The organism is Roseobacter sp. TSBP12, from assembly GCF_009129705.1.
Lineage (GTDB): Bacteria > Pseudomonadota > Alphaproteobacteria > Rhodobacterales > Rhodobacteraceae > Celeribacter > Celeribacter baekdonensis_A.
The window spans coordinates 170,095-194,112 of record NZ_PYIB01000007.1 but is presented as its reverse complement, the minus strand read 5'-3'; the positions used below and the strand labels follow the sequence as shown (position 1 = coordinate 194,112).

Genomic DNA, 24,018 nt, shown 5'->3' with positions numbered 1-24,018 from the left:
CGTGCGTAGGTGAGGCGCGTCTGTTTTGCATGCGCGCGCCTCGCTGTCATGCCCTCAATCATTCGGGCGAGTCAATTCAAACACCTCGGTCACCTCGGCATAATCGCGGTAGCCGAGGCGCGACAACATCCGGGCTTTGACCGCGTCAAACCGTCCGTCCACCACGCAGTCCGGGCGGATGTGGATGGCGACGACTGTGCCAAAGACCACATGGTTGTCCTTGCCTTCGAGTTGCACAATCTGGGTCATTTTGCATTCGAGTGCGGCGGGCGCGTCTTCGACCCGCGAACAGGCGATGTCGCGACAGGGCGCGCGCAGGGCCCCGGAATGGGTGAATTCGTCCTCGTGAAAGTCCAAGGCTTCGGAGGAGGCATTCATCACAGAGATTTGCGCCGCACTCACCAGATTGACGCAAAACTCTCCGGTCTCGCGAATGTTGCGGATGCTGTCTTTGCTGCCGACCGAGGCAAACATCACCTGTGGCGGAACATAGGCAACGGCATTGAAAAACGAGTAGGGTGCGAGGTTTTCAACGCCTGTGGCCGAACGCGACGAGATCCAGCCGATTGGGCGCGGCGACACGATGGCGTTGAACGGATTATGCGGCAGGCCGTGGCCCTCGGTGGGTCGATAAAACATCTTGGCGCTGTCCTCTTCTTCGCGTTGCCCCTCATCTAGCGCCGTGTTAAAGCCTTTTCAATTCACTTGAGGCAGGGGGGGCCTTGAAAAGGCCCGCGACATCAGGCTGTTGCACGGCGTTTTACGAAAATCACCGGGGTCGATTTTCGTAAAACGCTTTCGCGGGATTTCGAGCCAAAATCCGGGCGCATTGCGGGTTCGGTCAAAGAAGGACAAGGGCAGGGGCAGGCGTGTATCAGCTCGAAGTTGAAACGGCGGATGATTACTGGGAGGTTGAGAACCTCTATGACACCTGTTTCGCGCCTGGGCGCGAACTGTTGTCCTCGTACCGATTGCGGGATGGCGTTGAAAAAGTGTCCGATCTTTGCCTCGTGGCGCGCGATCCAGATGGGATTTTGGCCGCCGTCATCCGGTTTTGGCCGATCCGGGTGGGCACGGGAGAAGATCGCGCTTTGTTGCTTGGCCCCGTGGCCGTTCACCCGACACGGCAAGGCGAGGGTTTGGGCGGATTGTTGATCACCGAAGCCATGGCCGAGGCGGTCAAACTGGGCTGGGAGCGGGTGCTTTTGGTCGGGGATGAGCCCTATTATGCCCGCTTTGGCTTTGAAAAACTGGACCATGTCGAAATGCCGCCACCAACCAACCCGGACCGGGTTTTGGGGGTGGCATTGCGGCCCGGTGCGTGGGATACCGTGTCCGGACTGGTGCATAAAGACGATTGAGCGCCCATCTGGGACTTGGCAAAGCCCGACAGTCCCCCCAATTATCATACATGAAACAAAAAACACCCGCCCTGACCGACGGTGACAACGCCGTGTTGCAAGCTCCGACTCCGGAGGCCATTCGCGCCCTTGCGCGTCGGCTCAAACGTGCCAACACGCCGGGGATGCAGCTTTTGAACCTCGTGGGCGGCACGGCGGACGGGCTGTTTGGCAAATTGCCAAAACCTGTGCGCGCACATCTTGAAGGGGCAACGCTTTCGGCGCTTGAACTGGCTTTTGATGGTGCGGCGCGCGGGCGGCGCACGGCCAAGGGCAACGCTTGGTTGTCGCGGGCTGTGACCTCCGGTTTGGGTGCTGCGGGCGGGGCGGGCGGATTGCCAACGGCCCTGGCCGAATTGCCGGTGACCACGACCGTGTTGCTCCACGCCATTCAAAATGTGGCGGAAGAATACGGGTTTGACCCCGAACGAGAGGACATCCGTAAGGCCTGTATCCAAGTCTTTGCCGCCGCAGGCCCTTTGGAAAGCGATGATGGTACCGATCTTGGGTTTTTGGCAACGCGCACGACCTTGACTGGCGCGACATTGAACGGGATCATCGCCCGTGTCGCGCCCCGCCTGTCGGTGGTGTTGGGGCAAAAACTCGCGGCGCAAACCGTGCCGATTTTGGGCGCTGTTGCCGGAGCTATAACCAATTACGCCTACACCGCCTATTATCAGGACATGGCCCATGTCAGCTTTGGTATGTTGCGTTTGGCCGAGGACAGCGATCAGAGTTTTGATCAGCTCAAAGAGCTGTTGCGGGCCGAAATGAAGCGTTAATTCATAAATTTAAGCAATCATGCCGTGGTTCGCCAGATAGGCGATCAAATCTGCGCGCACCGATTGCGCACCACGGGCGGCAGCCTCGTCGATCACGGCCGTCACTTCATTCAAGTCCAACCGGCGCAACACCGATTTCACCGGACCAATTGAGGCCGGGCGCATCGAGAGCGTGCGCACGCCCATGGCGGTCAGTGCGATGGCCTCGAGCGGACGCCCGGCATCTTCACCACAAAAGGACACCGGCGTCCCAAATCGGTCACAGCGGGCGACGATTTGGCGGATGAAGCTGAGGAAGGAATAATTCAGCGTGTCATAGCGCTTGCGGACCCGTTCATTTTCACGATCTGCGGCAAAAAAGAACTGTTTCAGGTCATTGCCACCGATGGAAATAAAGTCGGTTTCCTCGAAAAATCGATCCGGGGCAAAGGCCAGAGAAGGCGTTTCCAACATCGCGCCGACCTTGATTGAGGCGGGGGGAGCGTGGCCGAGTTTCGCCTCGCTGTCCAGAACTTCCATCAGGATCGCACGGGCTTGGCGGAATTCTTCGAACTGGGCCACGAAAGGGAACATAACGGTCAGCGGGCGGCCTGCGGCGGCGCGCGTCAGGGCCTGAAGCTGCATCCGCATGACGCCGCGTTTGTCCAACCCAACCCGGATCGCACGCCAGCCCATCGCCGGGTTTGGCTCGTCCTGCGGCTTCATATAGGGCAGCACCTTATCGGAGCCGATGTCGAGAGTGCGAAACACCACGGGCTTGCCGCGCGCGGCGTCCATGACTTGCGCATAGATCGTTGCCAACTCGCCCCGACGCGGGACTTTGTTGCGGATCAGGAATTGCAATTCGGTGCGAAACAGCCCGACGCCCTCCGCGCCAGAGGTGGCCAGAGACGGCAGATCGGCCATCAGCCCCGCGTTCATATGCATGGCGATGGTTTTGCCACAGGCGGTTTCGGCCGGCAGACCCACGAGACCCGCATAGCGTTTTTGTGCCTCGGCCTGCATCGCGATTTTGTCGCGAAAGGCAAGGGTGACAGTGTCGTCGGGCCGCAGGTGCGCGATGCCTTGATCACCATCAATCAGGATCGCATTGCCGTTCAACGCCTCGGTGGTGATGCCCTCGGCATGGATCACCAAAGGGATCGCCCAGGCGCGCGCCACCACGGCGGCATGGGAGCCAACGGAGCCCTGTTCCAACACGATGCCTTTGAGGTTCTTGCCATAATCCAACAACTCGCCGGGACCGATGTTGCGGGCAACGAGGATCGGGTTCTCGGGCATTTCCGCCCCGGTCTCTGACCCCTGTCCGGTCAGAATGCGCAACAGGCGATTGGACAGATCATCGAGATCATGCAGTCGCTCGCGCATATAGGGGTCGGGGGCGGTGGCCAAACGACCCCGTGCGGTGGATTGTTCTTTTTCAACGGCGGCCTCGGCGGAGAGGCCACGGTCGATGTCCTCTTCCATCCGGCGCATCCAGCCGCGCGAATTGGCGAACATCCGGTAGGCCTCAAGCACCTCGCGCTGGTCTTTTTCCGCCGGTTCCACGGTGGCGAGCATGCCGTCCACCGAGAGGCGCAGCGTGTCGATCGCGGCTTTGAGCCGGACTTTTTCGGCCTCGGGATCGTCGGCCACCGGGTTGGTCACAACGACGCGCGGTTCGTGCAGATAGACATTGCCCTCGGCCACACCCTCCTGACCTGTTGCGCCCTTGAACATCACCGGGTGTTGGTGCAGCGCGGCCATACCGCCTTCTTCGGAAATGAACGCGCCGAGTTCGGTCATTTCGGCCAGCACCATGGCGACCACTTCAAGCGCATAGATTTCATCGCCGGAAAACTCCCGCGCCTCCTTCGATTGAACCACCAAGACGCCTAGGATTTCGCCCAGACGTTGGATCGGTAGACCAAGGAAAGAGGAATAAATCTCTTCGCCCGTTTCGGGCATATAGCGAAAGCCGCGCTCAGAGGGCGCGTCAGCGGTGTTGACGATGCTGCGCGCGCGCGCGACACGGCCGACAAGCCCCTCTCCGACGCGCATCCGGGTTTTGTGGACGGCTTCGGCCTTGAGACCTTCGGTGGCGCAGAGTTCAAGCGTATCGGAATCGCGAAACAGGTAGATCGAACAGACTTCGGTATACATGCTGTCCGCGATCAGATGGGTGATGCGATCCAGACGGGTTTGGCCAGCACTGCTTTCGGCAAGCGTGTCGCGCAGCGACCAAGCAGTTTCCGGCTCTCAGATTCCAGATGTTGGGGCATGTCCCGCCGTTCCCTTCGCGCCTGTTTTTGGCGTCTCATGTTTAGAGCACTGATGTGGCGATTGCCCAGAGGAAATCAACCTTAAGAGCGGTTGTGAGCAAAGAATTGCGCGGAAAAAGTGCAGAAAATTCTGTGCCTTGATGCTGCATGCGCAGAAAGAACACCCCCCTGACCTGTGGCGACCTCAGTGACGCGCACTTCGATTTGAGTTGCGATTTTAGCTGCGGTTTTGCCGATCCGACTCAAGTGGGAGATGTCAAAACGGTCGTTGGATTTCAGGCAATATCCCAGCATCCGATCAAATCCGGCATGGCCAAGCCAAAGCAGGCCAATGAGAGCAGGCCCAATGAGAGCAGGAATGGGGTGTTGAGGGTCAGGCCAAGGAAGGCGAGAAGGAAACCGATACCGTAGAGGCGCCAGAAGCTCTAGGCCAATCGCCGAAGCGCGGTTCAAAAGAAAACCCCCGCCAGTGAGGCAGGGGTCTGGGGTCGTCTGAACGCGATGCGCGCGCTTAGGCTTTGTCGAGCTCGAATGCGTCGTGCAGGGCCTGAACCGCCAATTCTGTGTATTTGCGGTCGATCAGCACGGAGATTTTGATCTCGGAGGTGGCGATGACCTTGATGTTGATGCCTTCGTCAGAGAGCACTTTGAACATCTTGGCGGCCACACCGGATTGCGAGCGCATCCCAATGCCAACGAGTGAAATTTTCGCGACGGTTGTGTCGGAAATCAGCTCTTCAAAATTAAAGTCCCCGCGCTCTTTGGCGGCATCCAGTGCGGCTTTCGCGCGGGCCACCTGATCCACCGGACAGGAAAAGGTCATATCGGTGCGACCGTCTTCGGAGATGTTTTGGATGATCATATCGACGTTGACACCGCTTTCGGCCAAAGGCCCGAAAATGGCGGCGGCGATGCCGGGACGGTCAGCAACCGACACGAGAGTCATTTTGGCTTCTTCGCGGGAGGCGGCGACGCCGGCCACAGGTTTGTTTTCCACGATATCCTCCTCGGCACAGATCAACGTGCCAGCATTGGGGTCATATTCCTCGAACGAGGACAGCACACGCAGTTTGACGTTAAAGCGCATCGCCAATTCGACGGAGCGGGTTTGCAACACTTTCGCCCCAAGCGACGCCAGTTCAAGCATCTCTTCAAAGGCGATTTTCTCGAGCTTGCGGGCTTTGCTTTCGATCCGCGGGTCGGTGGTGTAAACACCGTCCACATCGGTGTAGATATCACACCGCTCCGCGTCAAAAGCGGCGGCAAAAGCCACGGCGGTGGTGTCTGATCCACCCCGGCCCAACGTGGTGATCCGGCCTTCATGCGAAATGCCTTGGAACCCCGCCACGACAGCCACTTTCATGCCCTCGCCGAATTTGGCCAAGATATTGTCGGTTGGGATCTCTTCGATCCGCGCGGCGCCGTGGGCGGAATTGGTCTTGAGCGGCACTTGCCAGCCCTGCCAGGAGCGCGCGGGCACGTCCATCTCTTGCAAGGTCAACGCCATCAGCCCCGCCGTCACGTTCTCGCCCGAGGACACCACGGCGTCATATTCACGCGCATCATACATCGGCGAGGTTTCATTGACGAAACCGACGAGTTTGTTGGTTTCGCCCGACATGGCAGAGACGATGACGATCACGTCATAGCCATTGGCAACCTCACGCCCGACGCGCTTTGCGGCGCGGCGGATGCGGTCAAGCGTGGCGACGGATGTTCCGCCGAATTTCATCACGAGAATTGGCATGATGTGCCCCGTTCCCCCGTTAAATTTAACCACGTCGTCCTAAGAGACCTTGGGCGAAAGCGCAAGAGCGGCACGTGTTGGTATGTGAGTATTTTTACAGCAATGAAGCAGCGGCGCGGCACTTAATAGGCGTGCGCGCGGCCGTCCCATGTTTCGAAACAGCCGGTTGTGGTCAAAGACAGGGCCGCAAACCGATCTGAGAGGCCTTTTGCGGATTGCTCCGCGCTGATCTCGGCCCCCATGCCGCCCATATCGGTTTGGACCCAGCCGGGGTGATAAATGCCGACCGCGATGCCAACAGATTTGAGATCGGTGGCAAGATTGCGGCCAAGGTTCAGTGCGGCGGCTTTGCTGGCTCGGTAGATGTAAGAACCGCCCGGCGCGCGGCTGTGCGAGGCCATTTGCGAGGAGATGATGGCGATTTTACCGCCCGCGTCGCCGCTCTGGAGGGCGGGCAGCAACGCCTGAACCGTCAGAAACACGCCGGTGACGTTGACGGCAAATTCTGTCGCCCACATCTCGCTTGGGTATCCGTCGGCAAGCGATTGACCTTTGTCCAAATACAACCCGGCGTTGCAGATCAAAAGGTCGATGGCGCGGCCAGACAAGGACTTTGCCAAGGCAGCGGGGCCGCTCGGGTCCAACAGGTCCAGCGGGAGGAATCCGTTGCCGCCTTTGGTCGAGGTGCCGATGACCTCATAACCCCGAGAGGTCAGCTCGTGCGCCAAAGCTGCGCCGATGCCGCGCGACGCGCCGGTGATGAGAGCGATTGGGGGCTTGGGGGGCATGTCAGTTCATCTTACGTTTGGGCAGGAAGGGCAGGGGCAAAATCGGCACGCCGTCTTCGAGCAATGCTTTGGTGTCCTCAAAGTTTGCTTCGCCGTAAATCGCGCGCGCCGGGGCGTCGCCAGTATGAATTTTACGGGCCTCATCGGCGAATTCGACACCGACATAATCGGAATTTTGCTCCACTTCGGCGCGCAGTTTCGCCATGGCACGTTCGATTTGCTCAGGCGTCGGGTGATCCGGCGCAAGGGGCGCGGTGTGTGAGGTGATTTGAGCTGGGGCCGGGTCTGGCTGGGCCGAGGGCGCGGCTCCGGTGGCACGTGTGGTGCTCACCCTCGGGGCCATCATCGCCTTGGTGACCTTCTCCGAGCCACAGATCGGACAGCTCACCTGAGCCTGTGCACAAAGTGTGTCAAAGGCGTCAGCCGAACGAAACCAGCTTTCGAACTGATGGTCTTGGTCGCATTTGAGCATGTAACGGATCATAGGGGGGCGATCATGGGGACAGGGCAGGGTTCAAATATATCGCCCGTGTCCGGGCTTGGCAATCATGTGGGGTATTGCGCCAAAAACTCAAGGCACTGACAGCGCGGCGATCAGAGGCGGTAGTGACGCGGATCGAAATGGCGGATGATTTGGGCCAATTCCGGGTCATCGACCATCTCCACGGCCTTTTTGAGGGTCACCCATTTGCGTTTACGCTGATCGGCTTCGGGATATTTGTCAAACACCCAGCGCGCTTTGAGTGGAAAGACGGCGACGACACAGGGCATCGGGGGGTGCCCATCGCGCGGATATTTCAGGTAGGAATACAGCCCGATGCAAATCGGCGCAGGGCGACCTTTTATGCCCGCCTCTTCCCACGCTTCGGTGGCGGCAGCTTGCACTGGGGTCTGGCCATCCATCGGCCAGCCTTTGGGAATGATCCAGCGCTTACGGCGGCGCGATTTGATCAACAAAACCTGAACTTTGTCTTTGCGATAGCGCCACACCAACGCCCCAAACTGGGTGCGCACGCTGTCTTTGGTGCTGCGCCCGAGTTTGACCGGATGCTGTCTGGCTCTGATCATCGACATAGGTCCGTGGTTCTCCTGCCCCGTGCTGAGTGCAACAGACCCTCCCAAGCCCAATCACACCCCAGCGTAGACGAGCAGTACCAAAGCCATATGACACTCGGAAAGAAAAATCGCATCTCAAAGATATGAGCCGCAAAAATCTCTTATGACAATGCTTTTAATTTGGGCACATCGGCCAAAGCGGCCCAAAATGCTTCTTGCTGGGCTGCGGCCCCACGCAAAGGCGCAAGTGCGGCATGGGCGGCCTCTGCCATGGCTGTCGCGCGGGCTGGCTCGTTCATCAAGCTCCGCATGGCCTCGGCCAAAGAGGACGCATCGGTGATTTCAAGCGCAGCCCCCGCCGTGTCCAGCGCCCGGTAAGCGGAGAGGTGGTTTGAGACAAAGGGGCCATGCAGGATGGCGGTGCCACATTGGGCCGGTTCAAACGGGGTGTGACCACCGAGATTGATCAAAGAGCCACCAATGAAACTGATGCCTGCGAGCCCGTACCACAGCGGCATTTCGCCCAAACTATCCGCCAGATAGACGGGCGCATCGCCAAGGGCATCGCCTTTGGAGCGGCGGGCAAAGGCAAACCCGGCGCGGGTCAATTCGGTTGCAATTGTGTCGGCACGGGCGGGATGACGCGGGGCCAAAATCAGCCGCGCATGCGGGTGGGTTTGGCGCAGGCTGTGAAATGCCTCAAGCACGGGGCGCTCTTCGCCCGGATGGGTCGAGGCGGCCAAAACCGTGGTGACTCGGTCAAACTGCGCCGCAATGGGGTCGGCGTTTTTCAGCGGCGCGATGTCAATGTCGACCGTACTTTTGAGGTTCATTTTCGGCAAAAGGGCGGCGGGCGGCAGGCCTAGTTGCAACAGGCGCTGTTCCGAGGCGGTGTCTTGGGCGGCAAGGCGGGTGATGGCGGCGATGGTGGGGCGGATGACGCCGCCAAAGATCGGCACCATTTTTTCCAGCGCTGGGCGGTGCGGTCCGACATGCGCGCCCCTGCCACGATCACCGGGATGGCGTTGCGCGCCAAAAGGGCAAAGCGATTGGGCCAGATTTCGTTTTCGATCGACACAAGGGCCGCGGGCTGTGTGGCGCGGATGAAGCGGCGCAACACCGGGCGCAGATCGAAAGGGGCGAGCCGGACGGTGACGCGCGGCAAGGCCCAATCGCCGACCATCTTACGCGCCGTGACAGTGTTGGTCGTAACCAGAATCTCAAGGTCAGGGGCGCGGCGCAGGGCCTCTTCGATCAGGGCGCGCGCGCCGGTGAGTTCGCCATTTGAGGCCCCATGGACCCATAGCATTGGCGCGCGGGAGGTCGGGCGCGCGGACAGGTCCGTCCCAAAGCGCTCCGCCAAATCCGACAAGCGCTCGCGACCACGCAGCAGTTGGCGCAGCATGAGCAGCGCGAAAAGCGGGCTGAGCGCGGTCAGAAGAAGGCGATAGATCAGCAAAAAGCCCCCGATGGCTATGGGTTTGGTCGATGCGATGGGTTCGCTCCGGCTTACGCGGGAGGCGCAGAGTTGGCAAGCGCGTTGCGATCGGGATCTGTCTCGCACAGGCTTGAGAATTGGCGGTCTTGAGAGCTGTCCGAGGCAAAGCGCGCCCCTAAGCAAGGTCAGGGGCGCGTGATCGTGAGAGCGCTTACTGCGCCACGCAATCGGCAAAGTAATGCGACACGCCGTCTGGGCCGATCTCATGCACCAGACCATGAATATCGGTTTCAAACCCCGGACATTCGCGCGCGAACTCGCGGTTGAATTTGAGGTAATCAACGATCTTTTTGTTGAACACCTCGCCCGGAACCAAAAGCGGAATACCCGGCGGGTAGGGCGTGACCAGACTGGTGGTGATGCGGCCTTCGAGGTCGTCAATCGGCACCCGCTGCGTGGTGCGCTGGGCGATATGGGCGAAGGCATCAGAGGGCGTCATCGCCGGGGTGTGATCGCTCAGATAGATGTCGGTTGAGAGGATCGCGACGTCATATTTGGCGTAAAGCGTGTGCACATGTTGGCACAGATCGCGCAGGCCCATTTGTTCATAGCGCGGATGCTTGGCGCAAAATTCCGGCATGGTCCGCCACAGGGGTTGGTTGCGGTCATAGTCGTCCTTGAACTGTTGGAGCGCGGCGAGAAGCGTGTTCCAACGACCTTTGGTGATGCCGATGGTGAACAGGATGAAGAAGCTGTAAAGCCCGGTTTTCTCAACAACCACCCCATGTTCGGCCAGGTATTTGGACACGATCGAGGCCGGAATCCCGGTGTCTTCAAACCGCCCATCCAAATTCAGGCCGGGGGTGATCAATGTGGCTTTGATCGGGTCGAGCATGTTGAAACCCGGCGCCATGTCGCCAAAGCCGTGCCATGCGTCTTTGCCATCCACCGGTTGAACGCCATCGGCGTCGGTCTTTTTGAGCACCCAATCCTTGGTCGCGCCCATGCCCTCGTCGCCGATCTCATCGGGGCCCCAGACCTCGAACCACCATTCGCCCTCACCAAATTCGGCATCGACCTTGCGCATGGCGCGGCGGAAATCGAGCGCCTCAAGGATGCTTTCCTCCACCAAAGCGGTGCCTCCCGGAGCTCCATCATCGCCGCCGCGACATCGCAAGACGCGATGATCGAATATTGTGGACTGGTCGAGGTGTGCATCAAATAGGCTTCGTTAAACAGGTGGCGATCCAGTTTGGTATCAAGGGAGTCCTGCACCAAGACCTGACTGGCCTGCGAAATGCCCGCCAGCAATTTGTGAATGGATTGCGTGGCATAGGTCACGGAATGCTGGTTGCGGTCACGTTTGCGGCCCATCGCGTGATAAGTGCTGTAGAACGGGTGAAAGGCGGCGTGCGGCAACCAGGCCTCATCGAAATGCAGGTTCTCGACATAGCCATCGAGCAGGTCTTTTATGGTCTCGGTGTTGTACAACACGCCATCATAGGTCGACTGGGTTAGCGTCATGATCCGCGGTTTGACCGCATCGGCATCGACGCCCGCAAGCAACGGGTTGGCGCGGATTTTGGCCTTGATCGCCTCGGGTTCGAACTCGGATTGCGGGATCGGGCCGATGATGCCGTAATGGTTGCGCGTCGGTTTCAAAAACACCGGAATGGCGCCGGTCATGATGATCGAATGCAGGATGGATTTGTGGCAATTGCGATCCACGACGACCACGTCGCCGGGGGCCACGGTATGATGCCAGACCATTTTGTTCGAGGTCGAGGTGCCGTTGGTGACGAAAAAGCAATGATCGGCGTTGAAAATGCGCGCGGCGTTGCGCTCAGACGCGCCAATCGCCCCGTTGTGATCAAGCAACTGACCGAGTTCCTCAACCGCGTTGCACACATCGGCGCGCAGCATGTTTTCGCCGTAGAACTGGTGATACATCTGGCCGATGGGTGATTTCAAAAACGCCACGCCGCCGGAATGTCCGGGGCAGTGCCATGAATAAGACCCGTCTTCGGCATAGTCCAACAGCGCCTTGAAAAACGGCGGTTGGATGCCTTCGAGGTACTGTTTGGCCTCGCGGATGATGTGGCGGGCAACGAATTCCGGCGTGTCTTCAAAGGCGTGAATGAAGCCGTGCAATTCGCGCAGGATGTCATTGGGCAGGTGGCGCGAGGTTTTGGTTTCGCCGTAAACGTAGATCGGCACATCGGCGTTTTTCCACCGCACTTCCTCGATGAAATTTCGCAGGTTCAACACCGCCGGATCAAGATCGGGACCGGGGCTGAACTCTTCGTCATCAATCGACAACAAAAACGCACTGGCGCGCGATTGTTGTTGGGCAAATTGCGACAGATCGCCGTAGCTGGTGACGCCCAAGACCTCAAATCCCTCGCTTTCAATCGCCGTCGCCAAGGCGCGGATGCCAAGGCCGGAGGTGTTTTCGGATCGAAAGTCCTCGTCGATGATGACGATGGGAAACCGGAATTTCATGACATTCTCCTATCGGGGCATTCGGTGATATTTTGATCAAACGAATAAGGGGTTTGCCCCAGATTTCTGTACGCAGTTGCGCCGGACTATGGTGTGATTTGCACGGCTATGTCCAGACGCCGTCATCAACGCAGAAGTGTTGTTGTGCGGGTGCTGGAGGGCGGGGGGTGTGTGCAAAGCCGGGCGCGCACAGACAGGTTGCAACGCGCCCAGAAGGTCCATGGAGCCCCCTGTCAGTCGCCGATCCGTTGCCAGGTGTCGCGGCCAATGACGCGACAGCCATCGGGGCTCACGCCCAACATCGCAACAGCGACATCGGGCAAGATGATTTCGATCGTATGGTCAAAACGGATCAGATCAGGACGGACTACGTCCAGCACCAATGACAAACGCGATCCGCCTCCCGCGCCCTGTGGAATTTGGTCAAAAACTTCGGGCGACACGTCGGTCTGCCAGCGGTTTTTCCCGGTTTGGGTCCACCCGGCATTCATCGTGTGCGACATTTCTAAAGTGTTGGGGTCGAAGGGTTTGGAAAAGGTCATCCGACGCGTGTCCCCCGTCATCCCCGGTAGCGCGCCGGGCGAGTTTGGGAACGCTTGCGCCACCATCGGCGGACAGCCTTCCATGCGGGTCGGACCGATGTTGGCCTGCCAAAGACCATCGCGCGGGCCGCCCCCCTCTGGGTCATCCGGGAACAGAACGACGGGCGTGTTGGGCGTGGCGGGTTCACCTTCGGGGAACAGGTCTTCGGGCAGGCCGGGCATATTTGGGCGACAGCGGGCCGGGCCGATAAAGGCGATCCGCTCGGCCCCAACCAAGACCTGTACTTCGGCGAGCGTCACCTCGGCCAGATTGATGTTGCGCGTGGTGCGGTCATTTGCGTCGATCAAAACCGCATGGCCTTCGACATACTCATCGACAATGCCCGCTACGCCGCCGCTGGCATAGACGTCCGTGGCAGGCGTTTCATAGGTCAGCGTGTCGCCGCGAAATGTCAGGATCGGCGGATTGCAACTTTGCGCCGTGGCTGGTGCGGCGGCCATCACGGCAAGACATGTCAGAAGGGCACGCATGGATCAGTTTCCTTCCAGTTGCGACAACAACGCGTCAAGCGCGGCGGGGTTGGTAATCGGTTTTGGCGCATCGACTTTGTCGGCAATGGCGTTGCGGACATCCGCCGCGCTGCCCTGCACCAAGGTGGAGGCGATCAACCCGATCTCATCGGTTGCGATGTAGGGCGTGAAGGCGCATAGCGTCCCGACGCGGGTCGCAACACAGCTGTCTCCCCCGCTCTGGTTCAGCCCGATCCGCTTGGCATTGCCCGCAGGGTCTTTGTCGGTGAACCAGGTGGAAACGGTGCCGTCTGGCCGACGGGTCATCACCTCGACGGACCAGCTTGGCGGCAGGATGCCGGCGATCTGCACATTGGGCTGTTCAAAGGGGCAGGCGGCCTTTAAAGAACAGCGCCGCAAGACCTCACCCGGCATATAGGATGACGCAGTGGGTGACGCTTCAGTGGCCAGCGTGCCCAGCACATACCCCATATCCGGCATCGCGCCGTTGCCGCCCGCCGCTGCGGCTCCCGTCAGGGCCTCCATCGCGCGCGCGGCATTGGGGTCCTCTTTGGTCATGTCTGAGATGATAGTCGCCATCGCCTCGGCCGGGCTGGGAAGGTTACGGGGCGCGGTATCACGCAACAGCAGTTTGAGCATGTCAAACGTCGCCAGGGTCTCTGCGCTGGCGGGCTCAAAGTGACAGAGTAGGCCGGGCTGGACCTCAAGGCAGGGCCCGTTCGTCTTGAGCCACTGACGTGGGTTCAGGATGACGGTGTTCTCGGGCGCATCAGGGTTGAAAAAACTCATGCGGACCAGCCCCCGATCCCTGCCTGCCACATAGGCTTCGCGGGTCGGAACATCGGTGACCCAGCCTGCGGGAATGACGCCGATGATCTGTGCCTCGGGGTCCTCGAAACTGCACTGGACCGCATCGTCACAGATAAATCCGATGTCATCTGAAAGGGGCGGTTCGATGTCGGTGGCCATATCGACGGCCCTGTCACGCGGGATCGCGAAAGAGACCGGCCCGCTGGCGTTGACGGTGATTTGGCCAAAATATGTCACCCCATCGGCCAAGCCGTTGACCCCCCAAATGCCTTCATCCAGCGCCGTGGTCCACGGCCCGGCAATGGCAGCCCCCGATGCGATGGGGGGCTCGCCCTCGCGACCGATGGGAATGAGCGTCCAGTCAATCGGTTGACCCTCCGCCCCGTCGGCGGCAATCACAACCTGCACCACACCCGATCCGGGGTGTGGCGCGTCCTCGCCCATGCCGCAGCCGGTGTCGTCATCACAGCGCCCGGCTTCGGCCGGTTGGGGCGTCGGTGTGGGTGTGTTTGTATCGGCACCTGTGGCGCGCGCGTCCTCGTCAAAACTGGGCACGGTGCCAACCGTCAAGGGCAGGCGGGTCGCAACCTGATGTGCGTCATCAAGGCCGCCAAAAATATAGACCAGCTCATATTCCCCCGGCTGTGTTGGTGCCAAAAGCGGCTTGGCAGGGCCATAGCGATTGTCAAAAAACTCGGCCAGCGGGACGGTGTTGTCCCAAGAGACGCGTTGATCGTTCAGCCGAATTTCAAGCCAATCGTCGCTGCCCATGCCGCCGGCGATGGTCACTGGAATCTCGGCCTCCGGTTCCACGGCGGGCGGGGCGGTCAGCGTTACATCAGGGCGCTCCACAAAGGTCACGACAAAGGCTTTCATCACCGCGTCTATCGGCAGCTCGGCGTTGCGACTGAAGGTCAAAAGATAATCGCCCGGTTCCGGCGGCGCACGAAACGCCCCGACATGGCCGCCAAGGGTGCTGTCTTGGCTCGCATAATCAGAACGCCGATCCGTTGTGGTGGCGGCATCCAAGGGCAACAGGGAGAGGATGAAATCACCGCCGCCAGTGGCCAAGCCTTCCTGACGCACGCGGTAGGGCAGCAATGCGTTGACCCCCACCCGAAACGCGCCTGTCGGAGCGGGCATGTCGAGTGTGGGCAAAAGGCCCTGAAACGGCACATAAACGGTGCGGCTGTCCCCGGCGGCCACGGGCACCACGATCTCGCCATGGCCCATCTCGCCCGCATCGGCGATGATCCGGTAGTCACTGGCGATCAGGTCCACGCGCAGAGCCGCCGCTTGGGTGAAATCCAAGGTGCCAAGGGCGCTCATGGCCCCGGTTGCCAGGTTTTCGGCACTGAATTGCACCCGGTCCGGACGTCCGGCACTGTCGGCGCGGATGGTGAGATTGAGCGTCGCCTGATCTGCGGGCAGGTCATCGGCCACAACGGGCGCCGTGGTGCGGATCAAGGCGTCGGCCAGTTCGGTGCCAGACTGGGTCGATAGAACAAGCCCGCCCGTGGTGTCGGCAACACAGGCGATCTGGGCCATTTCGGTCTCAGTGAGGCCAAACCCCACCACATGTGCGCGCACAGGAATGCCCATCGCGGCCAAACCGGACGCGACCGCGCAGACATTGCCGCCACAGGTTTCCAACCCGTCCGTGATCAGAACGATATCCGCCTCTTCGCTGTTGACGGGGATTTGCGACGCCGCCAGTTGCAGGGCGTCGGCCAAGGGCGTCTTGCCGCGCGGGTTCAGCGTCCGCAGCCGGGCGCCCAATCCCGCAGGGTCTTGTCGCCCGACCGGGGCCAGCACTTCGATGTCCGTACAATCGCCTTTGCGGGTGTGACCATAGGCGATGACGCCCAAAGGTTGTGCCGGATCGCGCGCCGCCAAGAAATCGCTCAACACGTCGCGCGCCACTTCGATCCGGGAGGTGCCATCGTCCAGTTGCGACCACATCGACCCTGAGGCATCCAGGATCAGCACCGAGGCCCTGTCCTGGGCCGATTCTTGGGCCGATGCCATCATCGGGAGCGACAAGAAGAGGGCGGCCATCAGCCCCTTAAACGCTGTGCGCATTTTAAAGTCCTTTGAACGATTCGTGACTTGTGACACCAAAATGTCCTTGAAACAGAGCCGCTCCGCCGCTTTATTTCAATGTATGGTTTTCCATAGGTCTCGCGATGCATGTCGAAGATATCTACCATCTGCTTGCCACAGGTGCGTGTCCCGAGGCCTGTTGGGGCGCCGCTCGGCGTTATCTTGACCATCTGGGATTCGATCGCGTTATCTACATTGCCCAGAACGGCGTGGCAGACGGGCCCAGTGTGCGCACAACGATGCCGGACGGGTTTCAGAGCTTTTATGTGGACAATGGCTACGCGCAGGACGATCCCTTCTTACAGTATTGCCTGACCTCGCCTGTTCCGGTTGACACCGGCAAAGCCCATATGAATCAATACGCGTATCTGACCGGGCGGCAAAAAGACCTGATCGCGGCGGCGGGCGATGCGGGGTTCAACGCCGGGTTTTCTGTGGCGACACGCTATCCCACGACGCGCAGACCCGAAGGCTGGAACCTTGGCTCCAGCCAGTCGATGCATGAGGTCGAGGCGATCAAGGGGGCGCATCTCGCACAGATCAAGCCTGTGCTGTTTGGGCTGAGTGGTCGGCTCGCCACAGATGGCCCGACCGTTGTTCTGAGTCCGCGCGAGACCCAATGTCTTGATCTTCTCAGCGCGGGATTGCGGATCAAGGTGATTGCAATGGAGCTTGGGATCAAACCCGTCACTGTCGACATGCACCTGTCTAATGCCCGCAAAAAAATGAACGCGCCGACGACGAAATATCTGCTCAAGACCTATTGGGACGCAAAGGCGCGACGTCATGGGCGCGAAGTTCATGGGCGCGACGTCACGGGCGCGGCTGAGTGAGAGGCGCAATTGAACGAGGCCCCTGTCGGTGCTGGGCCAGTGGCCCCCGCATGAGCGCGCTTAGATTTATTATGATGAATTAGGCTCTACCCAAGCCCTACCGCCTCGGTTAGAAAATTATCATGATGAAAAATACAGCCCCTCCGATCAGCCCGAAAGTCACCGATCCGAAAGTCACCGATGCACCGCGCGCGCTTAAGCGGTCGCGTCCTGTTCAGGTCGCTGATCAGATCAAGCGCTGGGTGGTCGAACGCGATTTGCGCAAAGGCGACAAGTTACCCAACGAGGCCGAAATGATCGCGCAATTCAAAGTGTCAAAAGGCACGGTGCGCGAAGCGATGCGCATCCTGGAAGCGCAGGGGTTGATCGTCACCAAGACCGGTCCCGGCGGGGGCAGTTCGGTGGGCGAGGTGAGCAAGGATCGCGCCATGTCTTTGCTCGGCAATTACTTTTACTTTAAGGATTTGTCCCTGTCTGACATCTACCAAATCCGCAAATTGTTGGAGCCGGAAATGGTGGCCAATCTTGCGGGCCATTTGGATGACAGCACGTTGGCGGAATTGCGCGCAATGGCGCATCAGTACCTGAGCCCGCGCGCTCGCCCGAAGAGGAAAAACAACAGCACATCTCTTCGCTGGCCTTTCATGCGCGGCTTGCGGAGGCTTCGGACAATGACTTGTTGGGCTTTGTCATCGCTTTCATGGCGCGGATTTTGGCGGATTTGACGGTTTATCGACGGTTATACGCCGCGCCCAACAAGGAGTTATGGGAGCGGGGGCGGCGTCACCAGATTGAGCTTGTCGATGCCTTGGAGCGCGGCGACGGTCCGGGCGCGCGTGCGATCATGCTGTCGCATATGGAGGGTGCTGAAACGATGATGAACGCCCAGGAAATGCGGATCACCCGCGAGTTTATGGCTGAAACACCAACATCCTGAAGTCTTTTGCGAAACGCTTCAGGGCTGTTTTCTACGTGATCGGCGCGGGCGCGACGGGGCCGACCGGCGCACGCGTGCGGTCGGTTGTGACCGGGACTTCCCCCAACCAATGCACATAGGGCGGCTGGCTGACCTTGTTGGCAAGGGCCGCGAGATCGTCCAGCGGCGTGTCGCTTTGGTCAATCCTAAGGTCGATTGGCGGGGCCTTTGGGTTGAGGATCAAGAGGGCGGCGGATTGCAATCCGCGTATGTCGCTGCCTGTGGATTCGGCTGCGCGCAGGGCGGACAAAAGCCGGGAGGCGGGCGCGCCGGTGCTGTTTCGGAACCTCTCGGCCATGGCCTCTAAGACAGCGCGTGATTGGATCATGTTCCCGGCCACAATCAGGTTTGGGGTGGCGATGACATCGGCAAAGGCAACGCTTTCAGCCCCGGTGAAACCCGCCGTGCCGCCGGAGCGGTCCAGCACAGAGAGTTGACGGTGATCGCGGCCTGTGTCCGCCGCTGTCAGCGATGCGACCACATCGGTGGCGACCGCTCCGGCATATAATTGGCGCATGGCATCGTCGCGCCAGAATGTACTGGGCGCGGTGCCCTGAGAGGCGCAAAGCCCCGATTCGATGTCACCCCGCAACACCCAGCCGCCAACGCAGAGGCTGCCTGTCGCGGCGGCCCCAGCGTAAACGCCTGTTTTTTCGTCATATGTGAGAATGGAAAATGTCATGATGCGACCTCTAACACATTTGCCTTGAATTTATCATGAGAATTTGTCCAAATGCAATTAATCATTATAAATAGAATGCAACAGAGAGGATATCCCATGACTTTCCGAGCCCTTTCCCGCCGCGCCCTGCTTGCGGCGACCGCGGCCACGGCGCTGGTGCTGTCGCAGGGCGGCGCACAGGCGCAAACGCCCGAGAATGTGCTGATCGTCGGTCAAATTGCGGAGCCGCAGGCGCTTGACCCGGCGGCGGTGACGGCGGTCAATGATTTCCGCATCCTGATGAACATGTATGACGGTCTGGTGCGCTACAAAGACGGCACGCTTGAGGTTGAACCCGCTTTGGCCACCGACTGGACGATTTCCGAGGATGGTACGGTCTACACCTTCACCCTGCGGGAGGGCGTGATGTTCCATGATGGCAGCGCCTTTGACGCAGAGGCCGTGAAGTTCAATTTTGAGCGAATGCTGGATGAGGCGCACCCCTATCACAACACCGGCCCGTTCCCGCTGGCGTTCTTCTTTTCGGCGGTCGAGAGCGTCGATGTGATTGATCCCCTGACGGTGGCCTTTACGCTCAACGCCCCCTACGCCCCATTTTTGTCCAACCTCGCCTATCCGACCGGCCTGATTGTCTCGCCCGCTGCGGTCATGGAATATGGTGCCGATTTCGGCCGGCATCCGTCGGGCACGGGGGCGTTTTCCTTTGGCGAATGGCGCAGCAACGAGGCCGTCGTGGTGCAGGCCAACCCCGAATACTGGGACGGCGCACCCAAGCTTGAAACCGTGGTGTTCCGCCCGATCACCGATGCCAACACCCGCTCGGCCGAGATGCTGGCAGGCGGGATTGATCTTATGGTCGAAGTGCCGCCCGTGGCACTGAGCGAGTTTCAAAGCGACGCCTATACCGTCTATGAACAGGCGGGGCCGCATGTCTGGTTCCTGATCCTCAATGCCAAAGAAGGCCCCTTTGCCGACAAGCGCGTGCGTCAGGCGGCGAACTATGCGATCAACAAAGAGGCGATCGTCAATGACGTGCTTGAAGGCACGGCAGAGGTCGCCGCGGGTCCAACGCCGCCCGCATTTGCCTGGGCGTATAATACCGATCTCGATCCCTATCCCTATGACCCCGCGCGGCGCGGGCCTTGCTCAAAGAGGCGGGGGCCGAAGGCGCGGAGCTGACATTTTATGTCACCGAAGGCGGTTCTGGCATGCTGGACCCTGTCGCCATGGGCACCGCGATCCAGGCCGATCTGGAGGCCGTGGGGCTCGACGTGAAAATCGAAACCTACGAGTGGAACACCTTTTTGGGCAATGTGAACCCCGGGCTTGAAGGCAAGGCGGATATGGCGGAAATGGCGTGGATGACCAATGACCCGGACACGCTGCCCTTCCTCGCGTTGCGCACCGAAGCCTGGCCAGACAAGGGCGGTTTCAACTCCGGCTATTATTCCAACCCCGAAGTGGACGCCTTGCTTGATGCGGCCCGTGTCGAGACCGATCAGGACGAACGCGCGCGGCTCTATCAGGAGATGCAGGTGATCGTGCAAGACGATGCACCTTGGGTGTTCGTGGCCAACTGGAAACAAAACGCCGTGACCTCTGATCGCGTTGAGGGCTTTTCGTTGCAGCCTTCGTTCTTCCTGCTTTTGGATGATGTGACCAAAAATTGAGGGTAGGCGGCGCGATCTCTTGCGGGGTCGCGCCACATTGAGGGGGCGATCACATGACCGGATATATTCTCAAACGGCTCGTCTCGGCGATCCCGGTGCTTTTGGGCATCAGCGTGATCGTGTTCTTGATCATGGCGATGATCCCCGGCGATCCGGCGACGGCGATCCTTGGCTCTTATGCCACGCCTGAAAACGTCGAAAAGCTGAACCGTGATCTTGGCTTGGATCAGGGCTTGGTGCCGCGTTATTTCATTTGGCTCGGCCATATGGTGCAAGGCGATTTCGGCCGCAGCTTTGCGCTCAACCGTCCGGTGTTGGACGAGGTGCTTGACCGTTTCGGGGCGACGCTGATCCTTGCGGGCACGTCCTTTGTGTTGTGTTCGCTCCTGGGCGTGGCGGCGGGCGTGGTGTCCGCCGCGCGTCAATATGGATGGGCCGACAAGGCGATCACCTTTGTCGTGCTTTTGGGCATTTCGATCCCGTCGTTTTTCCTCGGTATGATGATGATCCTGATCTTTGCGGTGCAATTGCGGTGGTTTCCGGTCTCTGGCATGTGGCCCATTTATGGCGATCGCACGGTGTGGGTGTTGCTCAATCACCTGTTCATGCCTGCCCTCGCGTTGGCGGTGGTGGCGACCGGGGTGATTGCGCGGTTGGCGCGCTCGGCCATGCTGGAAGTTCTGCGACAGGATTTCATCCGCACGGCGCGGGCCAAAGGTGTGCGCGAACGGCGCGTGATCTGGCGCCATGCGTTGCGCGCCGCGATGGTGTCGATCATTCCGGTCTTGGGCATTCAGGCCGGGTTTGTGCTGTCTGGCGCGGTCTATATCGAGATGGTGTTCCAATGGCCCGGCGTGGGCCGGATGTTGGTCGATGCGATCCTGAAGCGGGATATTTTATTGGTGCAGGGCGGGGTGGTGTTCATCGCGGCCTGTTATGTGATGTTCAACATCATGGTGGATGTGGCGCAGGCCATGCTCGACCCGAGGATCAAAACATGAGGGGCTTTGTGACATTGCTGGCGCGCAACCGATTGGCGCTTGTCGGGCTGATCGTGATCGGCTGTGTCGCGCTTTTGGCCCTGATCACGCCGCTTTTGCCATTGGCCAACCCGAATGTGATCGACACGCCCAATCGCTTTCAACCGCCGTTCAGCGCCGGGGCGGTTTTGGGCACAGACCATTTGGGTCGCGATCTTCTCAGCCGGTTGCTCTGGGGCACCCGCCTGAGTCTTGCCATGGGATTGGCCGCGGCGATGATTGCCGCGACCATCGGCTCGGCCATTGGCATCATCGCGGGCTATTACGGCGGGCGCACCGATAATGTGATCATGCGCGGTGTCGATATGCTGATGGGGTTTCCTTATATTCTTCTGGCGCTGGCGATTGTCGCCGCTCTTGGGCCGGGCCTGATGAATGCGCTGATCGCGGTGGCCGCAGTCAATGTGCCGTTTTTTGCCCGTAACATTCGCGGCATCACCGTTGGCATCGCCCATAAGGAGTTTGTCGATGCGGCGCGCCTGTCGGGGATGCGCAACCGCGAAATCATCCTCAGCGAAGTGTTGCCCAATGTCTTGCCGGTCATCGTCATCGCCATGTCGACGACCGTGGGCTGGATGATTTTGGAGACGGCGGGGCTGTCGTTCCTTGGTCTCGGCTCGCAGCCTCCGCAAGCCGATCTTGGCTCGATGCTGGGCGAGGCCCGTTCGGCGCTGATCACCCATCCACACACCTCGATTGTGCCCGGCGCGATGATTTTGGTCATTGTGATGGGGATCAATCTGTTGGGCGACGGGGTGCGCGATGCGCTTGATCCGCGGTTGAAATCCGGCGCGCTGAGCCGCCCGATGCCTGCCACCACGGTCGATCGTCACGGTCCTGTGCCAGTCGCGCAGACCGACAGTCTTTTGGATATCGCCGGGTTGCGCACGGAGTTTCGGGTGCGTGATCGCGTGTATAAAGCTGTGGGTGGCGTCGATCTGCATGTTGAGCGGGGCGAATGCCTTGGCATCATCGGCGAAAGCGGGTCGGGCAAATCGGTGACCGCCCTGAGCGTGATGGGGCTTGTCGCCTCGCCTCCGGGTGTGATCACTGGCGGTGCGGTGCATTTCGACGGCACGGATCTTATCGGTGCACCTTATGAGGTGTTGCGCGCTCTGCGTGGGCGTCGCGTGGCCTATATTTTTCAGGACCCTTTGGCGACATTGCATCCGCTTTATAGGGTGGGCGATCAGTTGATTGAAGCGATCCAGACCCATGACCCCCTGTCAAAAGAGGCGGCCCGTACCCGCGCGATTGATCTGCTCAAATCGGTGCGTATCCCCAATGCGGAGAGCCGGATCGACAGCTATCCCTATGAAATGTCTGGCGGAATGCGCCAAAGGGTTGGGATTGCCATGGCGCTGGCCAATGACCCCGACGTGATCATCGCGGATGAACCAACCACTGCGCTTGATGTCACCGTGCAGGCGCAAATCCTGTCGGTGCTCAGCGACCTGCGGCGCGCGCGTGGTCTGGCGATCATTTTCATCACCCATGATTTCGGTGTCGTCGGCCAATTGTGCGACCGTGTGGCCGTGATGTATGCAGGCCAGATCGTTGAGGAAGGTCCGACCGAGGCGGTTCTGCGCAACCCGCACCACCCCTACACCAGCCGCCTGATCGATTGTGTGCCGACCTTGGGCGGCGGGCAACGCAAACTGGCCGCGATTCCGGGGCTGCCGCCTGTTGTGGACAGATTGCCCGTGGGCTGTGCTTTTGCCGAGCGTTGTGACAAGGCCGAACCCGCCTGTCGCGCAGATGCGATAGCGCTCATGCCAACGGGGGCGGGCCGCAAGACTCGCTGTCTTTTCCCCGAAACCAAACAGGAGCGCATCGTATGAGTGAGGCCCTGAGACTGACCGATCTGTCAAAGTCCTTTGCGGTCGGCAAACGCCTGTTTGGGCCACCCAAAGCGATGGTTCATGCGGTGCAGCCGCTGAATTTGACAGTGACAACCGGAGAAACCTTGGGGATCGTGGGCGAGTCGGGCTGTGGCAAATCCACATTGGCAAAAATGCTTGTGGGTCTTTTGCCGCCCAGCACCGGCCAGATTGAAATCGAAGGCGCGGTTTTGGACAATGCCGACCCCGCGCTTTTTGGCAAGCGCATCCAATATGTGTTCCAAGATCCGATCAGCAGCCTCAATCCGCGCAAGACCATTCGGCAGATCATGGAGGTGCCCCTGCGGCGGTTGCACCAAATGGACAAAGCCACCCGTGCCGCCCGTATCCACGAGATTTTCGCCGCCGTGAACCTGCGTGAGGAGTTTCTTGATCGCTACCCGCATGAGTTTTCCGGCGGTCAGGCGCAACGGATCGGCATTGCCCGCGCCTTGGCGGCCCAAGCGCGGATTTTGATTCTGGACGAACCGGTCTCTGCGCTTGACGTATCGGTGCAGGCGCAGGTTTTGAACCTGTTGGCAGACCTCAAGGAGACGTTCGGCCTGACTTATCTGTTCATCAGCCATGATTTGGCGGTGGTCGAAGCGGTCAGCGACCGCATCGCCGTCTTGTATTTCGGGGCGATTGTCGAAGTGGGGTCCGCGCGCGAAATTTTTGCCAATGCACGCCACCCCTACACCGCGCTTCTGGCCGCAAGTGCCCCCGAGGTCGGTCGTCCCATTGTGGCGCCCGAGACCGCGGCCACCGAATTGCCCGATCCGTTGTCGCCGCCTTTGGGCTGTGCGTTCAACGAGCGCTGCGGCTTTGCAACGGATCGGTGTCGCGCCGAGAAACCGGCGCTGACCACCGATGAAACCGGGCGCGCCTTTGCCTGTTTCAATCCTTTGTCAAAAGAGCGCTGAACCAAGAGCGATTTTCCGATTGGCGAAGAATGCGCGCCCGTCCACGGGCAGGGG

General features: G+C 60.0%; 19 protein-coding genes and 3 pseudogenes. 9 read left to right on the top strand and 13 right to left on the bottom strand.

All coding sequences use genetic code 11. The features are described 5' to 3' along the window. Positions 1-54: 54 nt before the first annotated feature. Positions 55-639, bottom strand: coding sequence for a flavin reductase family protein (locus tag C8029_RS03470; RefSeq protein ID WP_009571085.1), 585 nt, complete (start codon positions 637-639; stop codon positions 55-57). Positions 640-869: 230 nt separating this feature from the next. Between C8029_RS03470 and C8029_RS03465 the strand changes: the two genes are divergently transcribed. Both C8029_RS03465 and C8029_RS03460 read left to right on the top strand, forming a co-directional pair. Then, on the top strand, positions 870-1,361 hold the full coding sequence (locus C8029_RS03465) for a GNAT family N-acetyltransferase (protein WP_009571084.1): 492 nt from the start codon (positions 870-872) through the stop codon (positions 1,359-1,361). 50 nt (positions 1,362-1,411) lie between these two features. Beyond that, complete coding sequence (locus C8029_RS03460; protein ID WP_193217580.1) at positions 1,412-2,182, top strand: EcsC family protein; 771 nt, start codon at positions 1,412-1,414, stop codon at positions 2,180-2,182. A gap of 9 nt (positions 2,183-2,191) precedes the next feature. On the opposite strand, the pseudogene ptsP reads toward C8029_RS03460, so the two are convergent. From ptsP to C8029_RS03405, 11 genes and pseudogenes are all read right to left on the bottom strand, one after another. Further along, positions 2,192-4,443, bottom strand: a pseudogene (gene ptsP, locus C8029_RS03455) (phosphoenolpyruvate--protein phosphotransferase). An 81-nt stretch (positions 4,444-4,524) separates the two neighbouring features. Further along, on the bottom strand, positions 4,525-4,896 hold the full coding sequence (locus C8029_RS23080) for a DUF4260 family protein (RefSeq protein WP_100220047.1): 372 nt from the start codon (positions 4,894-4,896) through the stop codon (positions 4,525-4,527). A 58-nt stretch (positions 4,897-4,954) separates the two neighbouring features. Next, a complete protein-coding gene (locus C8029_RS03445; protein ID WP_009571079.1) occupies positions 4,955-6,190 on the bottom strand; it encodes an aspartate kinase in 1,236 nt (411 codons plus the stop codon). 122 nt (positions 6,191-6,312) lie between these two features. Then, positions 6,313-6,978 carry an SDR family NAD(P)-dependent oxidoreductase gene (locus tag C8029_RS03440; RefSeq protein WP_152002238.1) on the bottom strand — a complete coding sequence of 222 codons (666 nt, stop codon included), beginning with the start codon at positions 6,976-6,978 and terminating at the stop codon, positions 6,313-6,315. Between the two features lies 1 nt (position 6,979). Beyond that, positions 6,980-7,462 carry a DUF1178 family protein gene (locus C8029_RS03435; protein ID WP_009571075.1) on the bottom strand — a complete coding sequence of 161 codons (483 nt, stop codon included), beginning with the start codon at positions 7,460-7,462 and terminating at the stop codon, positions 6,980-6,982. 110 nt (positions 7,463-7,572) lie between these two features. Continuing rightward, a complete protein-coding gene (locus C8029_RS03430) occupies positions 7,573-8,052 on the bottom strand; it encodes an NUDIX hydrolase (RefSeq protein ID WP_009571074.1) in 480 nt (159 codons plus the stop codon). 143 nt (positions 8,053-8,195) lie between these two features. Further along, on the bottom strand, positions 8,196-8,996 hold the full coding sequence (locus C8029_RS03425; protein ID WP_193217579.1) for a 3-deoxy-D-manno-octulosonic acid transferase: 801 nt from the start codon (positions 8,994-8,996) through the stop codon (positions 8,196-8,198). Further along, positions 8,897-9,493, bottom strand: coding sequence for a 3-deoxy-D-manno-octulosonic acid transferase (locus tag C8029_RS03420; protein ID WP_193217578.1), 597 nt, complete (start codon positions 9,491-9,493; stop codon positions 8,897-8,899). The genes C8029_RS03425 and C8029_RS03420 overlap by 100 nt, the downstream gene beginning before the upstream one ends. 190 nt (positions 9,494-9,683) lie before the next feature. Further along, positions 9,684-11,974, bottom strand: a pseudogene (locus C8029_RS03415) (Orn/Lys/Arg family decarboxylase). A gap of 233 nt (positions 11,975-12,207) precedes the next feature. Beyond that, complete coding sequence (locus C8029_RS03410; RefSeq protein WP_152002235.1) at positions 12,208-13,047, bottom strand: hypothetical protein; 840 nt, start codon at positions 13,045-13,047, stop codon at positions 12,208-12,210. 3 nt (positions 13,048-13,050) lie between these two features. After that, positions 13,051-15,939: a vWA domain-containing protein gene (locus tag C8029_RS03405; RefSeq protein WP_152002234.1), complete on the bottom strand. Its 2,889-nt coding sequence runs from the start codon at positions 15,937-15,939 to the stop codon at positions 13,051-13,053. Positions 15,940-16,043: 104 nt separating this feature from the next. On the opposite strand from C8029_RS03405, the gene C8029_RS03400 reads away from it, so the two are divergent. From C8029_RS03400 to C8029_RS22890, 3 genes are all read left to right on the top strand, one after another. Then, positions 16,044-16,793: a LuxR family transcriptional regulator gene (locus C8029_RS03400; protein ID WP_009571069.1), complete on the top strand. Its 750-nt coding sequence runs from the start codon at positions 16,044-16,046 to the stop codon at positions 16,791-16,793. A 122-nt stretch (positions 16,794-16,915) separates the two neighbouring features. Further along, positions 16,916-17,518 carry a FadR/GntR family transcriptional regulator gene (locus tag C8029_RS03395; protein WP_353617584.1) on the top strand — a complete coding sequence of 201 codons (603 nt, stop codon included), beginning with the start codon at positions 16,916-16,918 and terminating at the stop codon, positions 17,516-17,518. Then, positions 17,470-17,730, top strand: coding sequence for an FCD domain-containing protein (locus C8029_RS22890; protein WP_353617583.1), 261 nt, complete (start codon positions 17,470-17,472; stop codon positions 17,728-17,730). Before C8029_RS03395 ends, C8029_RS22890 begins: the two co-directional genes overlap by 49 nt. Positions 17,731-17,761: 31 nt before the next feature. On the opposite strand, the gene C8029_RS03390 is transcribed toward C8029_RS22890, so the two are convergent. Then, positions 17,762-18,451 (bottom strand): DUF1028 domain-containing protein, encoded by a 690-nt coding sequence (locus C8029_RS03390; RefSeq protein WP_009571067.1) that lies wholly within the window; start codon positions 18,449-18,451, stop codon positions 17,762-17,764. Between the two features lie 96 nt (positions 18,452-18,547). Between C8029_RS03390 and C8029_RS03385 the strand changes: the two are divergent. From C8029_RS03385 to C8029_RS03370, 4 genes and pseudogenes are all read left to right on the top strand, one after another. Continuing rightward, positions 18,548-20,121 (top strand): annotated as a pseudogene (locus C8029_RS03385) (ABC transporter substrate-binding protein). 53 nt (positions 20,122-20,174) lie between these two features. Then, positions 20,175-21,122 carry an ABC transporter permease gene (locus C8029_RS03380; RefSeq protein WP_009571065.1) on the top strand — a complete coding sequence of 316 codons (948 nt, stop codon included), beginning with the start codon at positions 20,175-20,177 and terminating at the stop codon, positions 21,120-21,122. Beyond that, positions 21,119-23,002 carry a dipeptide/oligopeptide/nickel ABC transporter permease/ATP-binding protein gene (locus C8029_RS03375; RefSeq protein ID WP_009571064.1) on the top strand — a complete coding sequence of 628 codons (1,884 nt, stop codon included), beginning with the start codon at positions 21,119-21,121 and terminating at the stop codon, positions 23,000-23,002. Before C8029_RS03380 ends, C8029_RS03375 begins: the two co-directional genes overlap by 4 nt. Next, the gene (locus C8029_RS03370; RefSeq protein WP_009571063.1) at positions 22,999-23,964 is read left to right on the top strand and encodes an ABC transporter ATP-binding protein; all 966 of its coding nucleotides are present in this window, start codon (positions 22,999-23,001) and stop codon (positions 23,962-23,964) included. Before C8029_RS03375 ends, C8029_RS03370 begins: the two co-directional genes overlap by 4 nt. The last annotated feature ends 54 nt before the right edge of the window (positions 23,965-24,018 follow it).

Excerpts from the sequence above, each read along its gene's own strand:
- C8029_RS03470 (WP_009571085.1), bottom strand. The coding sequence starts at position 639 with ATGTTTTATCGACCCACCGAGGGCCACGGCCTGCCGCATAATCCGTTC.
- C8029_RS03460 (WP_193217580.1), top strand. The coding sequence starts at position 1,412 with ATGAAACAAAAAACACCCGCCCTGACCGACGGTGACAACGCCGTGTTG.
- C8029_RS03445 (WP_009571079.1), bottom strand. The coding sequence starts at position 6,190 with ATGCCAATTCTCGTGATGAAATTCGGCGGAACATCCGTCGCCACGCTT.
- C8029_RS03440 (WP_152002238.1), bottom strand. The coding sequence starts at position 6,978 with ATGCCCCCCAAGCCCCCAATCGCTCTCATCACCGGCGCGTCGCGCGGC.
- C8029_RS03435 (WP_009571075.1), bottom strand. The coding sequence starts at position 7,462 with ATGATCCGTTACATGCTCAAATGCGACCAAGACCATCAGTTCGAAAGC.
- C8029_RS03430 (WP_009571074.1), bottom strand. The coding sequence starts at position 8,052 with ATGTCGATGATCAGAGCCAGACAGCATCCGGTCAAACTCGGGCGCAGC.
- C8029_RS03425 (WP_193217579.1), bottom strand. The coding sequence starts at position 8,996 with ATGGTGCCGATCTTTGGCGGCGTCATCCGCCCCACCATCGCCGCCATC.
- C8029_RS03410 (WP_152002235.1), bottom strand. The coding sequence starts at position 13,047 with ATGCGTGCCCTTCTGACATGTCTTGCCGTGATGGCCGCCGCACCAGCC.
- C8029_RS03405 (WP_152002234.1), bottom strand. The coding sequence starts at position 15,939 with ATGCGCACAGCGTTTAAGGGGCTGATGGCCGCCCTCTTCTTGTCGCTC.
- C8029_RS03400 (WP_009571069.1), top strand. The coding sequence starts at position 16,044 with ATGCATGTCGAAGATATCTACCATCTGCTTGCCACAGGTGCGTGTCCC.
- C8029_RS03395 (WP_353617584.1), top strand. The coding sequence starts at position 16,916 with ATGATGAAAAATACAGCCCCTCCGATCAGCCCGAAAGTCACCGATCCG.
- C8029_RS03390 (WP_009571067.1), bottom strand. The coding sequence starts at position 18,451 with ATGACATTTTCCATTCTCACATATGACGAAAAAACAGGCGTTTACGCT.
- C8029_RS03380 (WP_009571065.1), top strand. The coding sequence starts at position 20,175 with ATGACCGGATATATTCTCAAACGGCTCGTCTCGGCGATCCCGGTGCTT.
- C8029_RS03375 (WP_009571064.1), top strand. The coding sequence starts at position 21,119 with ATGAGGGGCTTTGTGACATTGCTGGCGCGCAACCGATTGGCGCTTGTC.
- C8029_RS03370 (WP_009571063.1), top strand. The coding sequence starts at position 22,999 with ATGAGTGAGGCCCTGAGACTGACCGATCTGTCAAAGTCCTTTGCGGTC.